The organism is Lentibacillus kimchii (assembly GCF_042666895.1).
Taxonomy (GTDB): domain Bacteria; phylum Bacillota; class Bacilli; order Bacillales; family Amphibacillaceae; genus Lentibacillus; species Lentibacillus kimchii.
In genome coordinates this window covers 1-20687 of the sequence record NZ_JBHTGR010000024.1, presented here as the reverse complement: position 1 = coordinate 20687, position 20687 = coordinate 1, and the positions used below count along the sequence as shown (strand labels likewise).

At 45.2% G+C, this 20687-nt stretch carries 18 protein-coding genes and 1 pseudogene; 8 read left to right on the top strand and 11 right to left on the bottom strand.

The window, feature by feature from the left end:
* Window positions 1–225: 225 nt before the first annotated feature.
* Window positions 226–1737, bottom strand: coding sequence for an AbgT family transporter (locus tag ACFQU8_RS09345; protein ID WP_382359047.1), 1512 nt, complete (start codon window positions 1735–1737; stop codon window positions 226–228).
* A gap of 318 nt (window positions 1738–2055) precedes the next feature.
* On the opposite strand from ACFQU8_RS09345, the gene ACFQU8_RS09340 reads away from it, so the two are divergent.
* Genes ACFQU8_RS09340 through ACFQU8_RS09330 form a run of 3 tightly spaced genes read left to right on the top strand, consistent with a single transcriptional unit; the run spans window position 2056 to window position 4605 of the window.
* The gene (locus tag ACFQU8_RS09340; RefSeq protein ID WP_382359044.1) at window positions 2056–2838 is read left to right on the top strand and encodes an ABC transporter ATP-binding protein; all 783 of its coding nucleotides are present in this window, start codon (window positions 2056–2058) and stop codon (window positions 2836–2838) included.
* Window positions 2822–3586: an ABC transporter permease gene (locus ACFQU8_RS09335; RefSeq protein ID WP_382359041.1), complete on the top strand. Its 765-nt coding sequence runs from the start codon at window positions 2822–2824 to the stop codon at window positions 3584–3586. Before ACFQU8_RS09340 ends, ACFQU8_RS09335 begins: the two co-directional genes overlap by 17 nt.
* Before the next feature lie 20 nt (window positions 3587–3606).
* Window positions 3607–4605, top strand: a complete 999-nt coding sequence (locus ACFQU8_RS09330) for an aliphatic sulfonate ABC transporter substrate-binding protein (RefSeq protein WP_382359038.1) — start codon at window positions 3607–3609, stop codon at window positions 4603–4605.
* 115 nt (window positions 4606–4720) lie between these two features.
* On the opposite strand, the gene ACFQU8_RS09325 is transcribed toward ACFQU8_RS09330, so the two are convergent.
* From ACFQU8_RS09325 to ACFQU8_RS09315, 3 genes are all read right to left on the bottom strand, one after another.
* The gene (locus tag ACFQU8_RS09325) at window positions 4721–5731 is read right to left on the bottom strand and encodes a DUF3231 family protein (RefSeq protein ID WP_382359035.1); all 1011 of its coding nucleotides are present in this window, start codon (window positions 5729–5731) and stop codon (window positions 4721–4723) included.
* Window positions 5732–5907: 176 nt separating this feature from the next.
* Window positions 5908–7662 (bottom strand): carbon starvation CstA family protein, encoded by a 1755-nt coding sequence (locus ACFQU8_RS09320; RefSeq protein WP_382359032.1) that lies wholly within the window; start codon window positions 7660–7662, stop codon window positions 5908–5910.
* Window positions 7663–7833: 171 nt separating this feature from the next.
* Window positions 7834–9144 (bottom strand): aminotransferase class V-fold PLP-dependent enzyme, encoded by a 1311-nt coding sequence (locus ACFQU8_RS09315; protein ID WP_382359029.1) that lies wholly within the window; start codon window positions 9142–9144, stop codon window positions 7834–7836.
* Between the two features lie 201 nt (window positions 9145–9345).
* Here ACFQU8_RS09315 and ACFQU8_RS09310 point away from each other — a divergent pair, with 201 nt between their 5' ends.
* Both ACFQU8_RS09310 and ACFQU8_RS09305 read left to right on the top strand, forming a co-directional pair.
* Window positions 9346–10770: an aldehyde dehydrogenase family protein gene (locus ACFQU8_RS09310; RefSeq protein ID WP_382359026.1), complete on the top strand. Its 1425-nt coding sequence runs from the start codon at window positions 9346–9348 to the stop codon at window positions 10768–10770.
* Window positions 10771–10932: 162 nt separating this feature from the next.
* Window positions 10933–11349 (top strand): cytochrome C oxidase subunit II, encoded by a 417-nt coding sequence (locus ACFQU8_RS09305; protein WP_382359023.1) that lies wholly within the window; start codon window positions 10933–10935, stop codon window positions 11347–11349.
* 156 nt (window positions 11350–11505) lie between these two features.
* Here ACFQU8_RS09305 and ACFQU8_RS09300 read toward each other — a convergent pair whose 3' ends face one another.
* The 7 genes and pseudogenes from ACFQU8_RS09300 to ACFQU8_RS09270 form a co-directional block, all read right to left on the bottom strand.
* A complete protein-coding gene (locus ACFQU8_RS09300; protein ID WP_382359020.1) occupies window positions 11506–13569 on the bottom strand; it encodes a heavy metal translocating P-type ATPase in 2064 nt (687 codons plus the stop codon).
* A gap of 204 nt (window positions 13570–13773) precedes the next feature.
* Complete coding sequence (copZ, locus tag ACFQU8_RS09295) at window positions 13774–13983, bottom strand: copper chaperone CopZ (protein WP_382359017.1); 210 nt, start codon at window positions 13981–13983, stop codon at window positions 13774–13776.
* A 236-nt stretch (window positions 13984–14219) separates the two neighbouring features.
* Window positions 14220–16607 carry a heavy metal translocating P-type ATPase gene (locus tag ACFQU8_RS09290; RefSeq protein WP_382359015.1) on the bottom strand — a complete coding sequence of 796 codons (2388 nt, stop codon included), beginning with the start codon at window positions 16605–16607 and terminating at the stop codon, window positions 14220–14222.
* A gap of 17 nt (window positions 16608–16624) precedes the next feature.
* Window positions 16625–16921 (bottom strand): metal-sensing transcriptional repressor, encoded by a 297-nt coding sequence (locus tag ACFQU8_RS09285; RefSeq protein ID WP_382359103.1) that lies wholly within the window; start codon window positions 16919–16921, stop codon window positions 16625–16627.
* Window positions 16922–17170: 249 nt separating this feature from the next.
* A complete protein-coding gene (locus ACFQU8_RS09280; protein WP_382359012.1) occupies window positions 17171–17584 on the bottom strand; it encodes a cytochrome C oxidase subunit II in 414 nt (137 codons plus the stop codon).
* 182 nt (window positions 17585–17766) lie between these two features.
* A pseudogene (locus tag ACFQU8_RS09275) lies at window positions 17767–18717 on the bottom strand (iron-hydroxamate ABC transporter substrate-binding protein).
* Between the two features lie 113 nt (window positions 18718–18830).
* Window positions 18831–19187 (bottom strand): hypothetical protein, encoded by a 357-nt coding sequence (locus ACFQU8_RS09270; RefSeq protein WP_382359009.1) that lies wholly within the window; start codon window positions 19185–19187, stop codon window positions 18831–18833.
* A 104-nt stretch (window positions 19188–19291) separates the two neighbouring features.
* Between ACFQU8_RS09270 and ACFQU8_RS09265 the strand changes: the two genes are divergently transcribed.
* The 3 genes from ACFQU8_RS09265 (at window position 19292) to ACFQU8_RS09255 (ending at window position 20551) form a co-directional block, all read left to right on the top strand.
* Window positions 19292–19513, top strand: coding sequence for a TIGR04104 family putative zinc finger protein (locus ACFQU8_RS09265; RefSeq protein ID WP_382359007.1), 222 nt, complete (start codon window positions 19292–19294; stop codon window positions 19511–19513).
* A gap of 218 nt (window positions 19514–19731) precedes the next feature.
* The gene (locus tag ACFQU8_RS09260) at window positions 19732–19932 is read left to right on the top strand and encodes a helix-turn-helix transcriptional regulator (protein ID WP_382359005.1); all 201 of its coding nucleotides are present in this window, start codon (window positions 19732–19734) and stop codon (window positions 19930–19932) included.
* Window positions 19933–19936: 4 nt separating this feature from the next.
* Entirely contained in the window at window positions 19937–20551 is a 615-nt protein-coding gene (locus ACFQU8_RS09255) for a hypothetical protein (protein ID WP_382359003.1), read from the top strand.
* Window positions 20552–20687 lie beyond the last annotated feature (136 nt).

The following is a 20687-nucleotide window of genomic DNA, read 5'->3' as shown; positions in this document are numbered from 1 at the left end:
ATCCACCATCCCTTCTTTTCCGATCATTTTACTTGGAATTAAACGATGACTTGATTATAGCTTACGCCTTGCCCCTTGTAAAGACATTTCTGATAATAACCATAAAAATAATCCCTCATGCACCTTAGCAGGTGCATGAGGGATTATTTGATGTTTGCTAGTAGCCCGATCATCCACCATTTTTTCAATGGAGGCCTTATCAAAAATGAATGATCTATGTCCTCATTACATAAACGTATGCACCCCAGGGCCATAAGGCATGCCTGTGAAATAGAAGATGGCCAGTAATATAATCCAGCTGATGAGAAATGCGATCGAATAAGGCAGCATCAAGGAAATATATGTTCCAATGTTCGCCTTGTTATCATATCGCTGCATAAACGACAGCACAATAATCATATAAGGATACAGCGGTGTCACGATGTTCATGGACGAGTCGGCCACACGATAGGCGATTTGCGTAAATGCAGGGTGATAGCCCAGCTGCATAAACATCGGCACAAATATGGGTCCTTCAATCGACCATTTAGCTGATCCGGAGGTAATGAATAAGTTCATGATAGCGGTGAAAATAATATAGCCGACCACAAGTCCAAAACCGGTGAAGTTGATGGATTCCAGGAAATTGGCACCATGAACAGCCACCCAAACGCCCATGTTCGACCAGGAAAAGAATTCAACAAACTGCGCAATGGCAAATGCGAGCACGATAAAATTCGTCATATCCTTCATCGCCTCGCCCATGTAGTGACTCACGTCTTTGCTTTTCTGGATCTTCCCGACTGTCATGCCAAACGTGACCCCCATGATCACGAAAAGGAAAAAGATCAGCGGAACAATCCCGTCGAGAAACGGCGAGTTGGTAATACTTCCATTCTCCCCGCGGAGCGGACTGTCATGCGGAATAAGCGAAACAAAAATGATCGCCGCATAAACTAAAGCCGCTATCAGCGCGAGGACGATCCCTCTTTTGGCATGAGGCAATTCTTCCTCCTCTTCCTCTTCAGCTGCGTCACCGTCATACGTTCCCAGTCTCGGCTCAATAACGCGCGACGTCACTAATCCGCCGACAACCGTCAATACAAGAGTCGAAAAGATGTTAAAAAACCAATTGTCTGCCGGTGTCACGACAAAAGACTCGTTCACAATTGAAGCTGCTTCCGTTGTTAGACCAGACAATACCGCGTCGGTCCCTGCTATCGCCAAATTGGCCGTAAATCCCGCACCGGCACCGGCAAAACCAGCTGCCAGTCCCGCGAGCGGATGACGTCCGACCTTATAGAAGACAAGCGCACCCAGGGGCGGTATCAGCACATTGGCGGCATCTGCAGCAAGATTACCCATAATGCCAACAAAGACAAGCAAATACGTCAGCAAGGCGCCCGGTGCTTTCATGATGGTCTTGCGGATGGCGTAATCAAGCATGCCAACCTTTTCCGCGAGTCCAATCCCCAACATCATGACGATAACAATGCCAAGCGGCGCAAAACCGGTAAAGTTATCAATCATGGAGGTGAGAATAAATTGCAGACCTTCTCCGGAAAGAAGGCTTTTGACCGGTTCTTCCTCGCCCGTACCGGGATGAACGACGGACGCATCGAATAAATTGAAGACAAAGGAAACAAACAGCATTAATACAGCTAGTATGACAAATATGATAAACGGATCCGGAAGTTTGTTGCCAACCCGTTCGATCGCATCCAGAATTTTTTGGAAGAAACTTGTTCGTTTTTTCATCACCTTCTCCCCCTTTTTTTCACTATAACCCTTTTTCCCTATCATTTTACTATGATTTTGGCCTGATTTTAGCTTACTTCTCGCTTCCTGTAAAGACAAGATTCCTTCATAAGTTGTTCCTGTCAGAAACCCGAGTAATGGCTATTTTGGGTATAGGATCCTTGTTTCTATCCTTCCAGATCAGACATATTTTAAAAATACACCGTTAGTCAGAATTATATAAAAAACAGTTGGCAAAGGATGGGTAACGTGCTACAATACAGTTTAAATCTTACTAAATTTATAGGAATTATGAGGTTAAAGGAGTGAAGGTCATCGATGGATCTGCAGATTGATAGGCTTACGAAGCAGTTTGAACAGAAAAAGAAACCGCCGCTGACCGTGCTTGATGATATTAACCTGACGATTGAAGAAGGGTCTTTTGTTTCGATTCTTGGACCATCGGGATGTGGAAAATCAACGCTATTATCCCTGGTCGCCGGTCTCAAGCATCCATCATCCGGAACGATAGCCTTAGATAGCAATCCCATTACCGGACCACACCCAAATCGGGGTGTCGTTTTTCAGGAACCAGCCCTGTTTCCTTGGTTGAATGTCCGGGATAATGTCCGATTTCCGCTGAGAAAAACGATGCCGAAACAAGAACAGCTCGAACGTGTGCAGGAATATTTACAAATGGTGCAGCTGAGTGGTTTTCTGGATCATTTTCCGCATGAATTGTCCGGTGGTATGCAGCAGCGCGTAGCCATCGCCCGGGTGCTTGCTATGGACCCGCAAATAATGCTCATGGATGAACCATTTGGTGCGTTAGATGAACAAACAAGGATTGTTCTGCAGGACTGGGTTGAATGGATTTGGCAAAAAACAGGCAAGACGGTTTTATTTATAACGCACAGCATTCGTGAGGCGGTTAAATTATCTGACCGGATCATTATGTTGGGTGCACGGCCAGGCACCGTTATGGCAGATAAGCGGGTTGAACTGACCCGTCCAAGAAACCAAGAAGATATGGCAGCATTAGAAACAGAGATTTCGAGTTTATTAAAAAGTGAAATCAATACCGTTATGAAAGAGGCGTTGTCCGATGCGAGTCATCATTAAACGTCTCGTGTTCTTTCTGATGCTGCTCGTGTTATGGGAAGTGATTGTGCTGATCGGTATTTGGCCTGAATCCATGATTCCAAGCCCTTATGCAGTCTATCAGTCGCTTTATTCAGGTTTTGCGGATATGACGCTTGTTTATGATCTGTTGGCGAGCTTCCGTCATTTATTGATCGGCCTTGTGATATCGATTGCGATAGGAACGGGTTTAGGGTTGTTACTAGCAACCGTGAAAACAGTCGATGAAACATTGGGCACCATGATACTCGCTTTACAAAGTGTGCCGAGTATTGTGTGGGTACCGCTTGCGATTATTTGGTTCGGATTTGGTGAGACCTCCATTATTTTCGTCGTGGTCATCGGGGGAACGTTTGTGATGACGATGAATATGCGCACAGGGGTCAAAAATGTTGATCCGATGTATTTAGAGGCTGCCCGCACCATGGGATCTAACGGGGCAGATCTGTTCCGGCGCGTGATCTTTCCGGCAGCGATCCCGCATGCGGTTACCGGTGTGCGCCTTGCTTGGGCGTTCAGCTGGCGTGCCTTAATGGCAGCTGAACTGATGAGTTCCGGTCCGGGTCTTGGCTACACCCTTTCTTACGCGTCGGATTTTAATAATATGAGTCTCGTTATCGGGATTATTATCATCATAGGGGTGATTGGGTCAGTTGTTGATCAATTAGTCTTTCACCGGGTTGAAGAAAAGATCCTGACACGCTGGGGAATGATGAGCGAAGTATCTTAAAAAGAGGGGAGTTTTTAAACGTGAAAAAACAACTACTGGGAGTCGCTGTGATCGGTTTGACTCTGGTTTTGGCAGCCTGCGGCGATGATTCAACAGCCTCAGGTTCAGAAGAGGCTGAACAAACAGTGACAATTGGCTATTTTCCGAATCTCAATCATGCGCCTGCTATGATTGCCAAAGAAAAGAACATTTATGAAGACCACTTAGGTGATGATGTCAATGTGGACTATCAGACATTTCCGGATGGTTCCGAATTCATGACAGCTCTTGCAGCTGGTGAAATCGAAGGCGGCCTTGTCGGACCAGGTCCGGCTATGAACAATTATATTTCCGGTGTGGATGTTGAAATGATCGCGGCATCATCAACCGGAGGGACGGTCATTGTTTCCCGTGATGGCAGTAACATTCAGACGGCGCAGGATATTGACTCAGATACGTTCATCTCGCCGCGTGTCGGCTGCACGCACGATGTTCAGTTTGAGACGTATATGAAAGATTTAGGCGTGACATCAGAACGAACAGGTGGCACGATGAATCATGTCACGGGAAAGCCGGCTCAATATACGACGATGTTTGAAAATAATGATGTCGATGTTGCGACAGCACCGGAGCCATGGGGATCTGTTTTAGAATCCAAAAAAAATGCGAATGTCGTGATTGATTCTGATGACATCTCTTTCGGAGAGACGCTTCCGGCTGCAGTCTTTGTAACAAGTTCCGAGCTGTCAGACAATGATCCAGAACTGGTGCAAAGTCTGATTGATGCACATCAGGAATCAATTGATTATACAAATGACCATACCGATGAGGCAATTGATATGACGATTAATGCTATAGATGATATCACCGGCCAAAAACTCGAGCGCGATGTTATGGAAAGCGCATGGGAACGCATAGACTTTGAATCCGACATTAATGCTAATACCATCCAGGCATTCGGCGATTCATCCTATGACCTGCAATTCCTCAAAGAACAACCAGACTTCAGTGACCTCGTCAACAAACAATTTATTGACTAGATGCTAGGCACATGAACGTGATTTCAATTGACCATACGTTACAGCAGCTGGATTATTTTTGATATGAAGCTAACGTCCCTTGCCTATTTCATATATAATCCAGCTGATTTTATAATTAATGTTTGTTTTTCATGAGTTCATCATGGTCAATCATTCGCGGAGGCTCTTCCAGCCATCCATGGTCGATCATTAACTCGCCTCCATCATTAACATACTTCCCGATCTCTGCCATTAATCGGCTGTAAAGAGCGGGGAGATCACGTCTCAGCGAGGTGGATGCACTGGTTCCATAATAGGCAAACCCAATTGAATTTGTCACTAACGTTTGGAACATCATTAATTTTTCTGAGAAAGGGGCGACAGTCGAGTCCGTTACAGGATCGTTCCATGGTGCAGACGCAGGGAGATCATTTTCTTGTAACGTTTGGGTAAAGGTTTGTACATGCTTGGAGGCTATATCACGGCCACGCTTTAGATAATCCTGCACTTTTTTCGAATGGGCTGTTTGCGCATATCCCGTTAATAAATGAGACCCCAGTGAATTTCGCTGTATATTGGCATACAGGTTTCCGATTTCTAATGCGGTCAATGGCCTTTGTTCCCCAAACCACCCGGCCATAAAGCTTTCCTGGTTAACAAAACTAGCTTGATCCGGCGTATCGATATAAGGCGCACGAACATAAATACCCTTGGCTAATAAAACATCAAGCGATTGATCGTAGAGCCGAGAGGATTCATTCAGGGCTTCAGAGAGATAATTCCGAACATCCTGACGTGCACTATGGGCGATGGCTTGCGCATACATTTGCATTCCCATTTGCGCTGTTTGCTTCACATTATTTAGCATAAATTCATCGGAAAATAAACGAGGCGCATTTAAATCGACATCCTGGTCGGAAAACCCAATGGGAACTGGGCGGTTATCGGATTGGAATAAAGCGGCGACCTTGGGAATGTGCGCCTGAGAAAGATCTAAAGCTTGCTGGATGACGGGGCGGATATCTGGATCCTCAACGGTTTGCAAAAAGTAGCTCAAAGTACGGATAGACATACTATCCTGCATATAGCCTATCCAAAGCTGGGAATGTTCGGCAGATGTCAATTTCGTATTGTGGTTTGTTTCCATGATAAATTCCCTCCAGAATGATTCGTTAAAGCTATTTTTTACACTTATGAAGGAAATATTCGTTTAATTTAGAAGGGAAGCCTGGACAAATTCCCATTTCCAGCGCAGATAGCACAAGAAAATGGGAATTCTGATGTTTTCGATTCTAAACCTCATTGTATGTCACTATAGTTCAATTACTTTTCATTGTAATATTGCAAATCATTGTTTTTGGGTCTGTTTGTAAAGAAAATCCGAATGGCTTCGATAATCACCCAAATCGTAAAGATTAGAATAAGGGCTCCCAAACCAGCCAATAACGGATCGAGGCTTTCACTGCCGCCAATGCCCATCCAGTCAAAGAGGAGCTGCCGCGTCATGGCATAGATCGTCATAATCAGCATGAATCCCATCGGAATCAGGGCGGGCAAGGCATTTCGTCCTTTATTGATTAACCAGATGGAAACGAGCATGAGCGTAATTCCGGCCAAAAGCTGGTTCACCGTCCCGAACAGCGGCCAGAGCAGATAGCCACCTGAGCCAAATCCCTTGGGTCCCTGTGGAATCAAGGCCAGTGCCGCACCTAATACAACCGCGATAGAGGTCGCAACATGCGCATTCGTTAAGGACGGAATCTTATAGTCATAACCGAGTTCTGCAATGATATAGCGTGTTAGTCTGACGGCAGTATCAAGGCTTGTCGCGGCAAAGCTGACAACCATAATCGATACAATCGTCTCGGCCAATCCCGGCGGAATGCCAACACCCGTTGCCAATGCACCAGCACCGCTGACGAAGTTATCCAGCCCAATACCATTGGCTGTATTAAAATCCGTATAAGCAGAGAGGAATTCACCTTCGGAACCGAATCCTGTAATGACCGCAATAATGGTAACTAAGGCTAAGGCTCCTTCACCAATAGCGCCTAAATAACCCACAAAGCGGGCGTCTGGCTCTTTATTTAATTGTTTGGCTGTCGTGCCTGATCCGACCAGGCTGTGAAAGCCGGAAATCGCACCGCAGGCAATCGTGACAAAGAGCAGCGGAAACCAAGGGGTGCTCACATCGCCATTCATTGCGGGCGCCTGGATGTTTGGCTGTGAGAAAAACAAGCCTAAATATAAAATCGCCAAACCGACCACCAGCTGATAGGAATTAATCAAATCCCTCGGCTGCAATAATTTCCAAACCGGCATGGTCGAAGCAATATAGACATAGACCATCAAGACCACAATCCAGATTAAGAATGCCATTGAATGCCCGGTCAACCCAAAGGCCACGTCGTTATCCGCACCACCGAAATAGCTGATTAAGTCAATTTGGAGTGCAGGCACATAGTTCGCCACTATGGCGGCCCCGTACATCACCAAAAGCGCGATCAGCGACGGCACGAGCATGCTGCCTTTTTTCTTGTAAACGGAGACGCCGATCCAGACCGCTATAGGCATTTGAATGAAAATCGCGAGCACGCTGGATGGAAAGCCGACGAAAAGATTGGCGATCACCCAGGAAAAAACCGCAATGACCATAATCAATAGAATTAAGATAATAAATAAAAACAGCACCTTAGCCCGTTGTCCGATCAAACGCTGAGCAATTGTTCCCACCGATTGACCTTTGTGCCGCGCTGATAGAACGATTCCACCCATATCGTGCACGCCGGCCGCAAAAATCGTTCCGACAACTACCCACAGCAGTGCCGGGAGCCAGCCCCAGAACACTGCAACGGCAGGACCAACGATCGGGGCAGCCCCCGCAATCGAGGTGAAATGATGACCCCACAAGACAAATTTGTTCGTGGGGACATGATCGGCCCCGTCTTCGAATTCATGCGCTGGTGTTTTAAACTTAGGATCCAGTTTATAAATTTTCGTCGCAATGAATTTAGAATAATAGCGATAACCTACAAAAAATGCAATAAATCCAAATGCTGCCAGCCATATCGCATTCATAAAAACGCCTCCTCCTGTAAGTATTCATTACTTTTTAAGATATATCAAAATAGTTTAAAATAACTGACATTTTTAAAGTAATAGTCTAATTATAGTTCTTATCTTAAAATTTTGTCAACTTGTACAGGAGGTATTATCGACTCGATTTAAATAATTAACAGGATGATTGACTCAAGATCCACTCTCAACGTGATCAGTCACCATTTGCTCTAGACATTGAAATAAATAGTCAATCTCTGCAAATGAATTATAATGAATCATACTGATACGGACAGCCGACCCGTTAAATCGTTTTGCTAAATGCTTAACGACGGCGTTATGAAAATTGCCTGTGCGTGCTTCGATACCAAAGCCATCTAATTTTTCGCCGATTTCTTCTGGCCGCCAGCCTTCTAAATTAAACGAAAAAACCGGCACTCTGGACGCCAATTTATCTCTGGACCATTCGCCATACAACTCAACATGAGGCAGTTTTTCCAATTGCTCTAAAAAGTAATCCGACAGCATTTGTTCATATTCCTTCACCCAATACATAGCACTGTATAACGCCTGCCGCTTCGGACTCACATCTGGAGATAACGGGATTTCCTGCTCCGAAAGGCCATTTCTCAGGGCATCATTGTAGAGCTGAGACAGATAATCCATAGCACCTTTAAAACCTAAAATCCCCTCATGATTCTGAGTGCCAATTTCAAATGCTGTCGCATCATGCGTTAAGCTATCTCGCATTCTATAGCCATCAAGCCGGTCCAGATGATCCCTGTTAAAGTAGCAGAATCCTAAGTGGGGGCCGAATATTTTGTAACTGGAGAAAGCAGCGAAATCAACATCCGCATCCTTAATTGCTGTCGGAAGATGAGGTACTTGCTGCACAGCATCTGCAATGACAAGAGCACCCGCTTCATGCGCCATTTTCGTTATTTTCTTCATATCAAAAATGGTGCCTGTCGCATTCGATACCCAGCCTGCCGCAACGATTTTCGGCGCTAATGTCAATAACTCTCCGAATTGTTCATAATCCAGATTGCCATGACTGTCCGGCTGCCAGACATGAACATGAACACCCTTATCAGTCAGTGCCTGCCACGGGTCAATATTACTCCAGTGTCCCGTATCCGTTACGATGACATGGTCGCCCGCATCAAGATCCTGACCCAGTTCATAGCCTAGCATTTGAAAAAAGGTTGAGGCATTTAAGCCGATAGCTATCTCCGTATGATCCTTAGCTCCTATAAAGTCAGCAGCCAACTGACGCGCCTCCACAATTTTCTGCGACATCCATTCTTCCCGCTTAAAAATGGTTCCTTTCTGAGCATTATGGTTTATGAGGAAATTCGTGATGTTATCGATTACATAATTAGAAACTTGTGTACCAGCTGAATTATCGAAATAAGACAGTTTGTTTTGATCCACGTCATCGGACAACGCCGGAAAATACTGTCTTGCATTTTCAAATGTTGTTACAAGGTTTTTTGAATTCATAAATTATTTCCTCCTTTTCCCTCCATCATACCACACGCATGCCACTCACTGAGTCGATAAACAAATGTTTACCACAGTGAGTAAGTTGGGTATATACCCTGTGAAACACATTTTAAAGACAATACTGTACCAACCTGTGCTGCGGATTGGTACGGTATTGCCGTGAAAATAGATTTTTACACAAAAGGAGCTATCATGATTATGCGCGATAATCTGAAGCATTATATAAACGGGGAATGGGTTGAATCGACTGGTTCACAGACGATGGAGGTTATGAACCCAGCGACGGAAGAAGTTATGGGCCATATCAGCGCTGGTACAAAAGAAGACTTGGATAAGGCTGTTAAAGCAGCACGCAGCGCCTTCCCTTCATTTGCCCAGACATCCCGTGAGTATCGCATTGAGTTGTTAGAGAAAATTGCTGATGAGTATACCAAGCGCAAGGATGAGCTGATCGAAGTCATGACCGAAGAGCTTGGCGCGCCGCTTAAAGTATCGGAAAACGTTCATTTTATGATGGGCTATTCCCACTTTAAACAGGCAGCTGAGGAACTGCGGAACTTCTCCTTTAGTGAGAAACGTGAGAAATCAACCATCATGAAAGAGCCTATCGGTGTCAGCGGACTGATCACCCCTTGGAACTTCCCGACCAACCAGACGTCGACTAAAATCGCAAGTGCGTTTGCGGCCGGAAGCACTGTCGTCTTAAAACCAGCAGAAATCACGCCATATGCTGCGATGATTCTGGCTGAGATCTTTGAAGCGGCAGGCCTGCCAAAAGGCGTCTTCAACCTGGTCAATGGCACGGGTCAAGAAGTTGGCAATGCCATCAGTTCACATCCCGATATCGATTTCGTCTCGTATACAGGCTCAGGTATCGCCGGCAGCAAAGTGATGGAGAACGCAGCAAAAGATATCAAGAAAGTCGCACTCGAATTGGGCGGCAAGTCACCGCTGATTGTGCTGGATGATGCGGATATTAAAGAAGCAGCCGGCATCGCGGTATCCAATATCACGATGAACACCGGACAAGTCTGCACAGCCGCTACCCGCGTGCTTGTGCCGAAAAACATGAAAGCATCATTTGAAGCAGAAATGAAAGAACAAGTGGCTCAACTGGCCGTTGGCGATCCACAACAGGATAACCAGATCGGACCGCTCGTTGCGAAAAAACAACAGGACCGCGTCCAAAGCTATATTCAGAAAGGCATCGATGAAGGCGCCACAGTCCTCGCAGGCGGAACCGGCAACCCTGAAGGCGTGAGCAAGGGCTATTTCGCCAAACCGACCGTCTTCACCGATGTAAGCAATGATATGACCATTGCGCAGGAAGAAATCTTTGGCCCGGTTACCACCATCATCACCTATGAGTCGCTTGATGATGCTATTGAGATCGCGAACGACACGGTTTATGGCCTGGCTGGTTATGTCGCAGGCAAGGATCCAGAGGCTCTAAGAAAAGCAGCCACCGGTATCCGCGCCGGCCAAATCACGGTCAATGCGGCACCATCGGACTATTCAGCGCCATTCGGCGGCTTCAAACAATCCGGTATCGGCCGCGAATGGGGCGATTTCGGCATTGAAGAATACCTTGAACCTAAGGCTATCATGGGCATGCCCGAATAAAAACATGTGAAACTATAAATAAAAAACGCCTTTATGCCGATCAAAGCATAAAGGCGTTTTTTATGATCAGATGTTAAAAAGATTGAATGGTTTTCTCATAAAAACGACATTATTGCAGATATTATAACTGTTAAAGTATTTAAACGTTAAGGAGGTACTATAATGAAAAAAGGTTTATTGGTCATGCTGGTGCTGGGAATCGCTCTGTTTCTTGCAGCTTGCGGCGGTGGCGACAGCGGCAATGACGATAGTGGCAGCAGTGACAGTAATGGATCCGAAAAAACACAAGAAAATAGTGGTGATTCAAGTGAAGCATCCGGCAACTCATTGGATATAGCAGCAACCAACTGGAAATTTGATCAAGACGAATACACGGTATCTGCGGGTGAGCCGGTCGACATCTCGCTGACAAGCAAGGAAGGCAATCACGGCCTAGCCATTGATAAATTTGACGTGAACATAAAAGGTGAGGGTAAGGCAAGCTTCACACCTGAAGAACCAGGCGAGTATACCATGTACTGCAGTGTCCCGTGTGGTAAAGGACACTCAGATATGAAATCAACATTGGTTGTTGAATAACTCATTGAATTCAAGAAGCTGTTCTAAAAGAATAGCTTCTTTTTTTGCATAACCACGCTGCTAAAAAAACATTTATTTTATGCAGTTATGCGCCGCCTTAAAAAACATCGCACAAAACATGCCCTGAAGCTATATAGGCTTCAGGGCATCTTTTCATTAGGCTTTCAGCAATTTAGCGTTAATCGCAACAACAATGGTGCTCAGGCTCATTAATACAGCTCCAACGGCGGGGCTGAGGATAATGCCAATCGGCGCTAATACACCAGCGGCAAGTGGGATCGCAACAATATTATAGCCGGCTGCCCACCACAGGTTCTGAATCATTTTGCGGTATGTTTTTCGGGACAGCTCCATCAGTGATACCACATCATTCGGATTGCTTTTGACTAAGACAACGTCAGCCGATTCCATGGCGACATCCGTTCCGGCGCCAATCGCAATGCCTAGATCCGCTGTCGCAAGTGCAGGTGCGTCATTAACACCATCGCCTGTCATGGCCACCTTCCAGCCTTTCTCTTTGATCGTCTTCACTTGATTAGCTTTATCATCAGGCAACACTTCGGCGTAAACCTCATCAATGCCGAGCTGACCGGCAACCCAATCGGCAACCTTTTGATTATCACCAGTAAGCATGATGGTCTCAATACCTTTACGTTTGAGTGATGAAACAGCTTCTTTCGCTGTTTCCCGCACCATATCGGCCAGGGCAACCATGCCGATCAATTCATCATCCAGCAGGACAAAAACGACCGTTTTCCCTTCACCGGACAGCTGTTCAAATGTTTCCTGGTCATACGTCATATGACTGTTTTGGACAAAGCCGGGACTGACAACATTAACTTTGCGGTCCTCAATCGTCCCTTCGATGCCTTTACCGGTAATGGATTCAAAGGTTTCGATTGTTTTAAGTTCGAGATTTTGCTGCATCGCTGAGCTGACCATACCGGTCGCAAGCGGGTGTTCGGAGTTTTGCTCCAGACTGGCAGCCCATGTCAAAACATCATCTTTTTCATAGCCGTTGTTCGCAATCACTTCCGTCACGCCAAATTCGCCTTGTGTCAGAGTGCCTGTTTTATCAAAAACAACGGCATTCAATTGACGCGCGCCTTCAAAATTAGCCCGGTTGCGGATTAACAGACCACGTTTGGCTGATATAGACGTTGACACAGCTACCACCAATGGGGCTGCGAGTCCAAGTGCGTGCGGACACGTAATGACCATCACTGTCACCATCCGCTCCAAAGCCGTGTCAAATGGATAACCCAGTCCGATCCAGATAAACAATGTTATAAAGCCGGAAGCAAGCGCAAGATAAAACAGCCATTTGGCCGCACGGTTGGTCAGATCCTGCGTTCTGGATTGGGATTCCTGCGCCTCTTTGACCATCGTTACGACCTGCGACAGATAGGAATCTTCCCCCGTTTTCTCGACCGTAGCTTTGATCGACCCCTCTTTATTAATGGATCCGCCTATGACTTCATCATCCTGTTTCTTTTCAACAGGCACGGATTCCCCGGTGAGCATGGATTCATCAATAGCCGATTGACCTTCATCAATCGTACCGTCAACCGGTATCTTTTCACCCGGCTTGATCAGTACGTGATCCCCCTGCTGTAATTCTGATGTCGGAACATCGGTCGTGTTGCCATCTTCATCAAGTTTATGCGCTTCATTCGGCATGAGTTTAACCAGTTCTTCCAGAGCATTTGATGCACCCATAACTGATTTCATCTCAATCCAGTGGCCGAGCAGCATAATATCAATTAATGTAGCCAGCTCCCAGAAGAAATCACTGCCTTCCCAGCCGAAAACAGTCATCGAACTGTAAACATAGGCCACGAGAATGGCAAGACCAATCAAGGTCATCATGCCTGGATTCTTCTCTTTCAGTTCGCTGATCCCGCCAGTAATAAACGGCCAGCCGCCATAAAAGAATAGGAATGTCGCCAGCACAAATACAATATACTGATCAAATGGGAAGCTCCAATCCACCCCAGCAAAGCTCTGAAGCATCGGAGACAGCAGAAGAATTGGAATGGTTACAACAATAGAAATCCAGAAGCGTTTTTTGAAATCCTCTACCATGTGAGCGTGGTGATCTCCGTGATCGTGATGATCATGGCCACCATGACCTTCGTGATCATGATGCTGGTTATGTGTCTCTTGGGTGTGATCCTGATGATCATGATGATGTTGGCTGTGGTTATCATGATTTGACATGTTTTTCACCTCTTTAGACAATGTTTATGATACCACCGTACCGTATGTAGTATTTTATAAAAAAGTGAATGACAACAAAGATGATGACATTCACAGTTGGATAACATCTTTTATTCCGGTACATTATTCTTTTCCATCACCGGCATTCCCATTAAGGAAACAGGCCCTTGATCAGGGCAGCCGATCAAGAGCCTTGTCATGGACTTAAGCTACAACATCATAGCCTTGATCTTCAATAGCCTCTTTCATTTGATCAAAGGTTACTTTGGAATCATCATACTCGGCGTCCGCTGTCCCGTTTTCAACGGATACATTGGCGGATGTCACACCGTCCAGTTCTTCCAATGCATTCGTAACCGCTGTCTTGCAATGACCACAATCCATGCCTTTTACGTTCAATTGTATTTGTGCCATTAGTACACACTCCTTTTTGATATTTGTCGGGGCCGGGACAGAATTTAAGTGACCAGCCCCCAAGATGAACAAAACTACGGCTCAGCGGAGGAAAAGACGCCGACTCCTGCGGGAGCAAAGGATAGGTGAGACCCCGGAGTGCGAAGCACGAGGAGGCTCACCAGCCGCCCGCGGAAAGCGGCGTCTATTTCCGGAGCGGGCTTATGACTCTTGTCTTTTGTCCCAGTCCCGATAACTTATACTTGTACGCGCTTGAGGCGCAGTGAGTTCGTCACAACAGATACGGAACTGAATGCCATCGCTGCACCGGCCACCCATGGTGCGAGTAATCCGAGTGCTGCAATCGGCACACCAGCTGAGTTGTAAGCCAGAGCCCAGAACAGATTCTGACGGATATTGCGCATCGTTTTGCGGCTGAGGCTGACAGCTTTGCTTAGGTTTTCAAGGTCACCGCCAATCAGCGTAATATCAGCTGATTCGATAGCGACATCGGTGCCTGTGCCAATCGCGATGCCGATATCAGCAGTCGCAAGGGCAGGCGCATCATTGATGCCATCCCCAACCATGGCAACAGTTCTGCCTTGTTTTTGCAGTTCGGTAACTTTGTCTGCTTTTCCTTCAGGCAGGACTTCAGCAAATACCCCGTCAATACCGACTTCCTGCGCAATGGCTTCGGCGGTTCGCTGATTATCGCCGGTTATCATATAGGTGTCGATACCCAGGTTGTGAAGGTCTGTAATGGCTTGCTTGGACGTATCCTTAACCGTATCTGCGACAGCCACAATACCTTGCACAGCACCATATACAGCGATAAACATGGCAGTTTTGCCTTCTGCTTCCAATCTGGTCATGTCATCATCGTGTGCCGCAACATCAATATCCTCGCGTTCCATCAATCGGCGGGTACCGATAGCGACTGGTTTATTGCCTACTGTTGCTTTAATACCATGACCGGGTATCGCTTCAAAATCATCAGCTGTACCTGCTTCCAGGCCATTTTCAGTACCGTAAGCGACAATGGCCCCGGCCAGCGCGTGCTCAGAACCTTTTTCCGCTGCAACGAGTGTTTCCAAGAGTCCTTGCTCATCCGGTGTGAACGATAAGAAATCCGTTACTTCCGGTTTGCCTTTGGTGACCGTTCCTGTCTTATCCAGTAATACAGCATCGACAGCTTGTGTTCTTTCCAGGTATTCACCCCCTTTAAAGAGGATGCCCTGTTCAGCTCCTTTGCCTGTGCCGACCATAATCGATGTTGGTGTCGCAAGGCCAAGTGAACATGGACAGGCGATAACCAGCACCGCGATGGAGGCAACAAGCGCCGGCGTTAACTGCATCGGATCAACTAAAAGATACCAGACCAAGAAAGTCACAACAGCAATGCCGACAATAATGGGAACAAAAATACCCGATATTCTATCGGCCATACGCTGGATCGGTGCTTTTGACCCTTGCGCATCTTCAACCGTTTTAACAATCGAAGCCAATGCGGTATCTTCCCCGACGTTTTCGGCTGTCATCTGCAGCCGGCCGTTTCTATTAATCGTGGAGCCAATCACCTGGTCTCCCTGATCTTTTTCAACGGGCAGCGATTCGCCGGTAATCATCGACTCATCAACGGATGTTTGCCCCTCATCGATACGTCCGTCAACCGGAATCTTGTCACCCGGCTTAACGATAAGCGCATCGCCAACTTGCACATTTTCAACGGGAATGCTTTCTTCTTCCCCGTTTCGGAGGACAGTGGCCTCGTTTGCCTGAAGATTCAGGAGAGACTTAATGGCCGTCGTTGTACGTCCTTTGGCCAATGTCTCGAACAACTTGCCGACCAATATCAGCGTGATCAGCATGGCACTCGTTTCAAAGTAGAGCTCGGGCGTACTGCCGGTCACGAGAGATGCAATCATGCCAGCAACACTGTAAAAATACGCAGCCGATGTCCCAAGTGCGACCAGGACATCCATATTGGCGCTTTTACTGCGAAGGGCTGTGTAGGCCCCTTTGTAAAATGGCCAGCCAATATAAAACTGGACGATGGTTGCAAGCGCGAACTGGAACCACATATTTTCAAACAATGCAGGTACCGGGAGGCCAATATGCCCCAGCATGGTATAAAAAAGCGGCAGCGTTAACAGAACCGAAATAGCAAGATGAATCTCTTTGGATTTAATCTCTTTTTCCTTGCGTTCTTCCTGTCCGCCGCGACCTTGTTTGACGACAGCATCGTAGCCCAGTTTCTGCACCTTGCCGATGATATCATCAAGCGACACGGCGCCGGGTTCATAGGAGACCGTTCCTGATTCGGTCGCCAGATTAATGCTGGCGGCGTCGATGCCCTCCGTCCGGTTCAGAACTTTTTCAATCCGGCTCGAGCAGGAAGCACACGTCATCCCCTGAACATCAAGTTCTACCTTTTCCGCAGCGACGCCATAACCAAGCTTTTCAATTTTGCCGACAAGCTCTTGCGGCTCGACATTCGCCGTATCATACTGGATTTTAGCATGTTCCGTCGCCAAGTTAACCTGCGCATCGACGCCATCCATCTTATTTAGGACTTTTTCGATGCGTGCTGAACATGAGGCACAGGTCATACCCGTGACATCTACCGATAATTCTTTCTGTTCCATATAAGTCACCTCCGTTCCTATTTAGCAAACTGTTTAATCACCTTCATGAGTTCTTCAATGGATTCGTCACCATTTCCAGACTGTATCGCATCAGAGACGCATGTTTTTGCGTGACGCTCCATGACGGTGTAACCCACTTTATTTAAAGCTGCCTGGACCGCAGAGATTTGTACTAAAATATCGATGCAATAACGGTCTTCTTCAATCATTTTCTGAAGACCGCGCACCTGACCCTCGATCCGATTCAGCCGATTGGTCATTTGATCTTTTTCCTTATCTGTGCGCGGCATAACAGGCTGTTTATCCGACTGCATGCCGTTCATTTCCTCATCCAACTAGGTCACCTTCTTTTTGTTTCCTTACTTCATACTATACCCCCCTAATGTATATATGTCAATCTAACGTTTTTGTGTAGTACATTGAACTACCGTTTATGTCCATTATGGCCGAAAAACGGCCGGCTCATGAAAAAAGGCATCCGGAAGTATGATGACTTTTCCGGACGCCTTTATGTAAAAAATTAAGAAGCCATTCGTTCAGAACAGCTTCTTGATTTTAAGATGTTATTCAACTACTAATGTTGATTTCATGTCGGAGTGTCCTTCTCCACAAGGGACACTGCAGTAAATGGTATATTCGCCTGATTCTTCAGGTGTAAATGATGCTTCACCTTCACCTTCAATGTTGACGTCGAATTCATCAATAGCTAAGCCGTGCGTTCCTTCCTTACTTGTCAGCGAGATGTCTACAGGCTCACCTGCAGATACCGTGTATTCGTCTTGATTAAATTCAAAGTCGGTAGCTGTTATATCTAATGAACTGCCGGATGCTTCGGTTGAATCACCACTGTCAGTTTCTGTTTCCTCAGACCCGTTGCTGTCGCTGCTGTCACTGCTTTCGCTGTCGTCACTGCCGCCACAAGCTGCCAAAAACAGTACCAGTCCCAGCGCCAGCATGGCCAATAAACCTTTTTTCATTGTCGTCCCTCCCCGATTCATTTAATGGTTACATTTTTATAATAATTCCATTTTTAACAAATAGCAATGACAGTTTTTTGAACAATTTTCCTGGTGCAGTTGGTTAAAAGTCATAACAAGAGCTGCAGCACAAAAAAAGCAGCTTTCCCTTCTTTCACAAGGAAAAGCTGCTCCATTAGATATCAGGATTCGCCAAGAAATGCTTTTTTAAATACGTTCAGCTCGTAATCAAGGCTGATTGCATCATTGAATTGAAAGATATTATGATTGACTTTAATCACATGATCATTTTTCACGGCTGGGATATTTTCTTAAGTTTCGGTGTTCTGGAATGCACTGTCCGTACCCGGCGCCCGGCTCAGCACGATGTAATCCCCGGCATACTCAGGCACAGCTTCTGTGGAAATTTCCTGATAGCCATTCTCCTCAGTTGCCTTTTTCACTTTATCAGGCATGGTCAAATCCATGGCATGATACACTATTTCCGAGCCGCGTCCCCAGTTTTGACCGGCTATATAGAACTGCTTATTAAAGTTTTCCATAACCGAAACGGTCGCGTCTTTGCCAATTTTATCTTTGATTTTATTGCCGATTTTCTCGGCTCGCTGTTTGAAATCTTCCACCCATTCTTTCGCTTTGTCTTCTTTATTCACTAACTTCCCGATAGCGATATGCTGCTCTAAATAGTCTAACTTGCCGTATTCATAGGTAACGGTTGGCGCGATTTCCTTAAGCTTATCCAAGTTTTTCGTATTTGCCCCTTCCCGGCCAACAATCAAATCGGGATTCAAATCAATGATGCCCTCCAGATTGTCACTGGACACCACCTCAGCATCGCCTAATTCATCTTTCAGCACGGAGCTTTGTTTCGTCCATTTATCAACTCCGACGACATTAACACCGAGAGACGCTAGATCACCGGCATAGGTTGAAAGCACGACAACGCGTTCCGGGTGTTTCGGCACCTCAACTGGACCGTTCTGCGACTCGTACGTTCTGGTTGCCTGTTCATCCTGATTCTCATTTCCCTGCTCTTTTGCCTGATCACTGGCTTCATCACTGGAATCGCCGCTCCCGCAGGCGCTAAGCACAAGGACAAGCAATAAAAGGAACGGAAAAATCTTTTTTATCATAGCGGTCGTCTCCTTCTATCCTTCTCTGTCGACTAACTGTTCGAGTTTAATGATAATTGAAAATGATTATCAATGTCAATAAAAATGTCCGATAGACCCGTTCACCGTTCGGATTACATCACTTTTTTCAATTTTTCTTTAGCCAGCCATATTTTCATCCCATTCGCTTTCGGCTTCGTGTTTTGGATCTGAACCATATCATCACTGAAGTCTGTTACTCTTACGACAGTCCCGCTACTAAAACTGGCCATTTCGCTAAGATCGAGATATTCCTCTACAGCATCGGCGCCACCCTTTTCCTGAAGGGCCTGCGTCTTTTCAGCTATTCTTTCCTTGGAGCTGATCGTCATACCACCCTGAGCCGTCCTATCTAGTGTGAACGTATCGCCCAGCTTCAGCTCATCGCAAGCAGTCAAAACCAAACATAACAACAGCAACGGCATGATGCCTTTTAACTTTTTTGAATTCACTAGTCTTCCACCCCCAAATACCTAGCATCATTATTTATATTGGCATCAGCCCTATAAAATTACTACAGCTAAAAGGTAATGGAAGCTAGCGTTATGGTGATTTAATGCCACGGTGCACCTACTGTAATTATAAATGGAAAACCAAAGAAATCTTATCGCCCGGATTCTCAAAGAACGGTAAAAGTTGCCCCAACTGCGGGGAAAAACAATATATTTCTATAAAAACACAAAAGTTATTTACACTAGGATATCTAAGTCTAATTTTCGTTCCATTTCTTACTTTTAGTATTAAATTAAGCGATAAAGACGAGCGCCTTTTTGAATGATATTATTGCTCAAGAAACGGGCACGTTTGTGGCATAGCGATGTGCCATAATCGGGCCAGATTGTCCATAACAATTAAATCACACTAATATTTCAAAGGTATCTTACAGAGATGGCTTATTTTTATGTTCAGATGTAATGTATACATTGATTTAAGTAATTTATATATTGAATAATGTAAAATATATGTTACTATATAAATAGGAGGTGCGCCAAAACATTGAAGAATAATTTGAAAGTTGCTCGTGTCCAGGTTGACTTAACTCAACAACAATTAGCTGAGAAAACAGGTGTTACTCGGCAAACAATTAGTTTGATTGAAAAAGAGAAATATAATCCAACTTTAAAACTGTGTCTTAATATTTGCTATGCGGTAAATAAAACCTTAGATGATGTTTTTTGGATAGATAGGGAGGAATAAGAAAGTGAAGATACAAAGAATAAATGATGAGCGTTTAATAATGCAAAATTTGAAGAACATACGTATTATCTATGCCCTTCAAACACTTGGTATGGTGGCTATATTAGGGTATAACTTTATAACCAATGGAATGATTGGGGTAAAAGAAAATCCCTTGTGGATTGTATTTATAGCATCAACAGTTATATTAGCATTTTTGTCATTGACCACTGATGAACGACTCATATCAAAAAACTTGCAAAAAATAAGGATAGCATATGCTGTTCAAACAATTGGTATCATAGGCATTTTAGGATATGATTTTGTTGCAGAAGGTATGGACGGGATGAAAGATGATCCCCTTTGGATTGTATTTATAGTTTCAACGATCGTACTGGCATTTTTATCAATGAATGTTAGTGTAGATCACGAAAGTAATAAAAAATCTGCTAAAAAGGGATTAGTGATTTCATTTATCACTTTAGCGTTAATTAGTATTATCGTTGGCACTCTCACCTCGTTTAGTGAAGGGTTTTCTACAACAGATGGCATTTTGACAGGAGTCATATTTATAATATGTGGTTGTTTTCCATTCCTTTTTCTTTTTTCCTTAAGGGAAAGAAAAGATGATGATTCCTAATGATGCCGAAAAAACAAAGAATCTTTTGGGGGATTATTTGAGCGAATTTCATAATTCATAGCCCTTGCGGCGCAAGGACTTAAAAACGTAAAAAAGGAAGTACCTCCCCAAATCTTGTATAATGGTAGTTGAACTA

Coding starts and splice junctions, on each gene's coding strand:
- ACFQU8_RS09345 (WP_382359047.1), bottom strand. CDS start 1,737: ATGAAAAAACGAACAAGTTTCTTCCAAAAAATTCTGGATGCGATCGAA.
- ACFQU8_RS09340 (WP_382359044.1), top strand. CDS start 2,056: ATGGATCTGCAGATTGATAGGCTTACGAAGCAGTTTGAACAGAAAAAG.
- ACFQU8_RS09335 (WP_382359041.1), top strand. CDS start 2,822: ATGCGAGTCATCATTAAACGTCTCGTGTTCTTTCTGATGCTGCTCGTG.
- ACFQU8_RS09325 (WP_382359035.1), bottom strand. CDS start 5,731: ATGGAAACAAACCACAATACGAAATTGACATCTGCCGAACATTCCCAG.
- ACFQU8_RS09320 (WP_382359032.1), bottom strand. CDS start 7,662: ATGAATGCGATATGGCTGGCAGCATTTGGATTTATTGCATTTTTTGTA.
- ACFQU8_RS09315 (WP_382359029.1), bottom strand. CDS start 9,144: ATGAATTCAAAAAACCTTGTAACAACATTTGAAAATGCAAGACAGTAT.
- ACFQU8_RS09310 (WP_382359026.1), top strand. CDS start 9,346: ATGCGCGATAATCTGAAGCATTATATAAACGGGGAATGGGTTGAATCG.
- ACFQU8_RS09305 (WP_382359023.1), top strand. CDS start 10,933: ATGAAAAAAGGTTTATTGGTCATGCTGGTGCTGGGAATCGCTCTGTTT.
- ACFQU8_RS09300 (WP_382359020.1), bottom strand. CDS start 13,569: ATGTCAAATCATGATAACCACAGCCAACATCATCATGATCATCAGGAT.
- copZ (WP_382359017.1), bottom strand. CDS start 13,983: ATGGCACAAATACAATTGAACGTAAAAGGCATGGATTGTGGTCATTGC.
- ACFQU8_RS09290 (WP_382359015.1), bottom strand. CDS start 16,607: ATGGAACAGAAAGAATTATCGGTAGATGTCACGGGTATGACCTGTGCC.
- ACFQU8_RS09285 (WP_382359103.1), bottom strand. CDS start 16,921: ATGCAGTCGGATAAACAGCCTGTTATGCCGCGCACAGATAAGGAAAAA.
- ACFQU8_RS09280 (WP_382359012.1), bottom strand. CDS start 17,584: ATGAAAAAAGGTTTATTGGCCATGCTGGCGCTGGGACTGGTACTGTTT.
- ACFQU8_RS09265 (WP_382359007.1), top strand. CDS start 19,292: ATGCCACGGTGCACCTACTGTAATTATAAATGGAAAACCAAAGAAATC.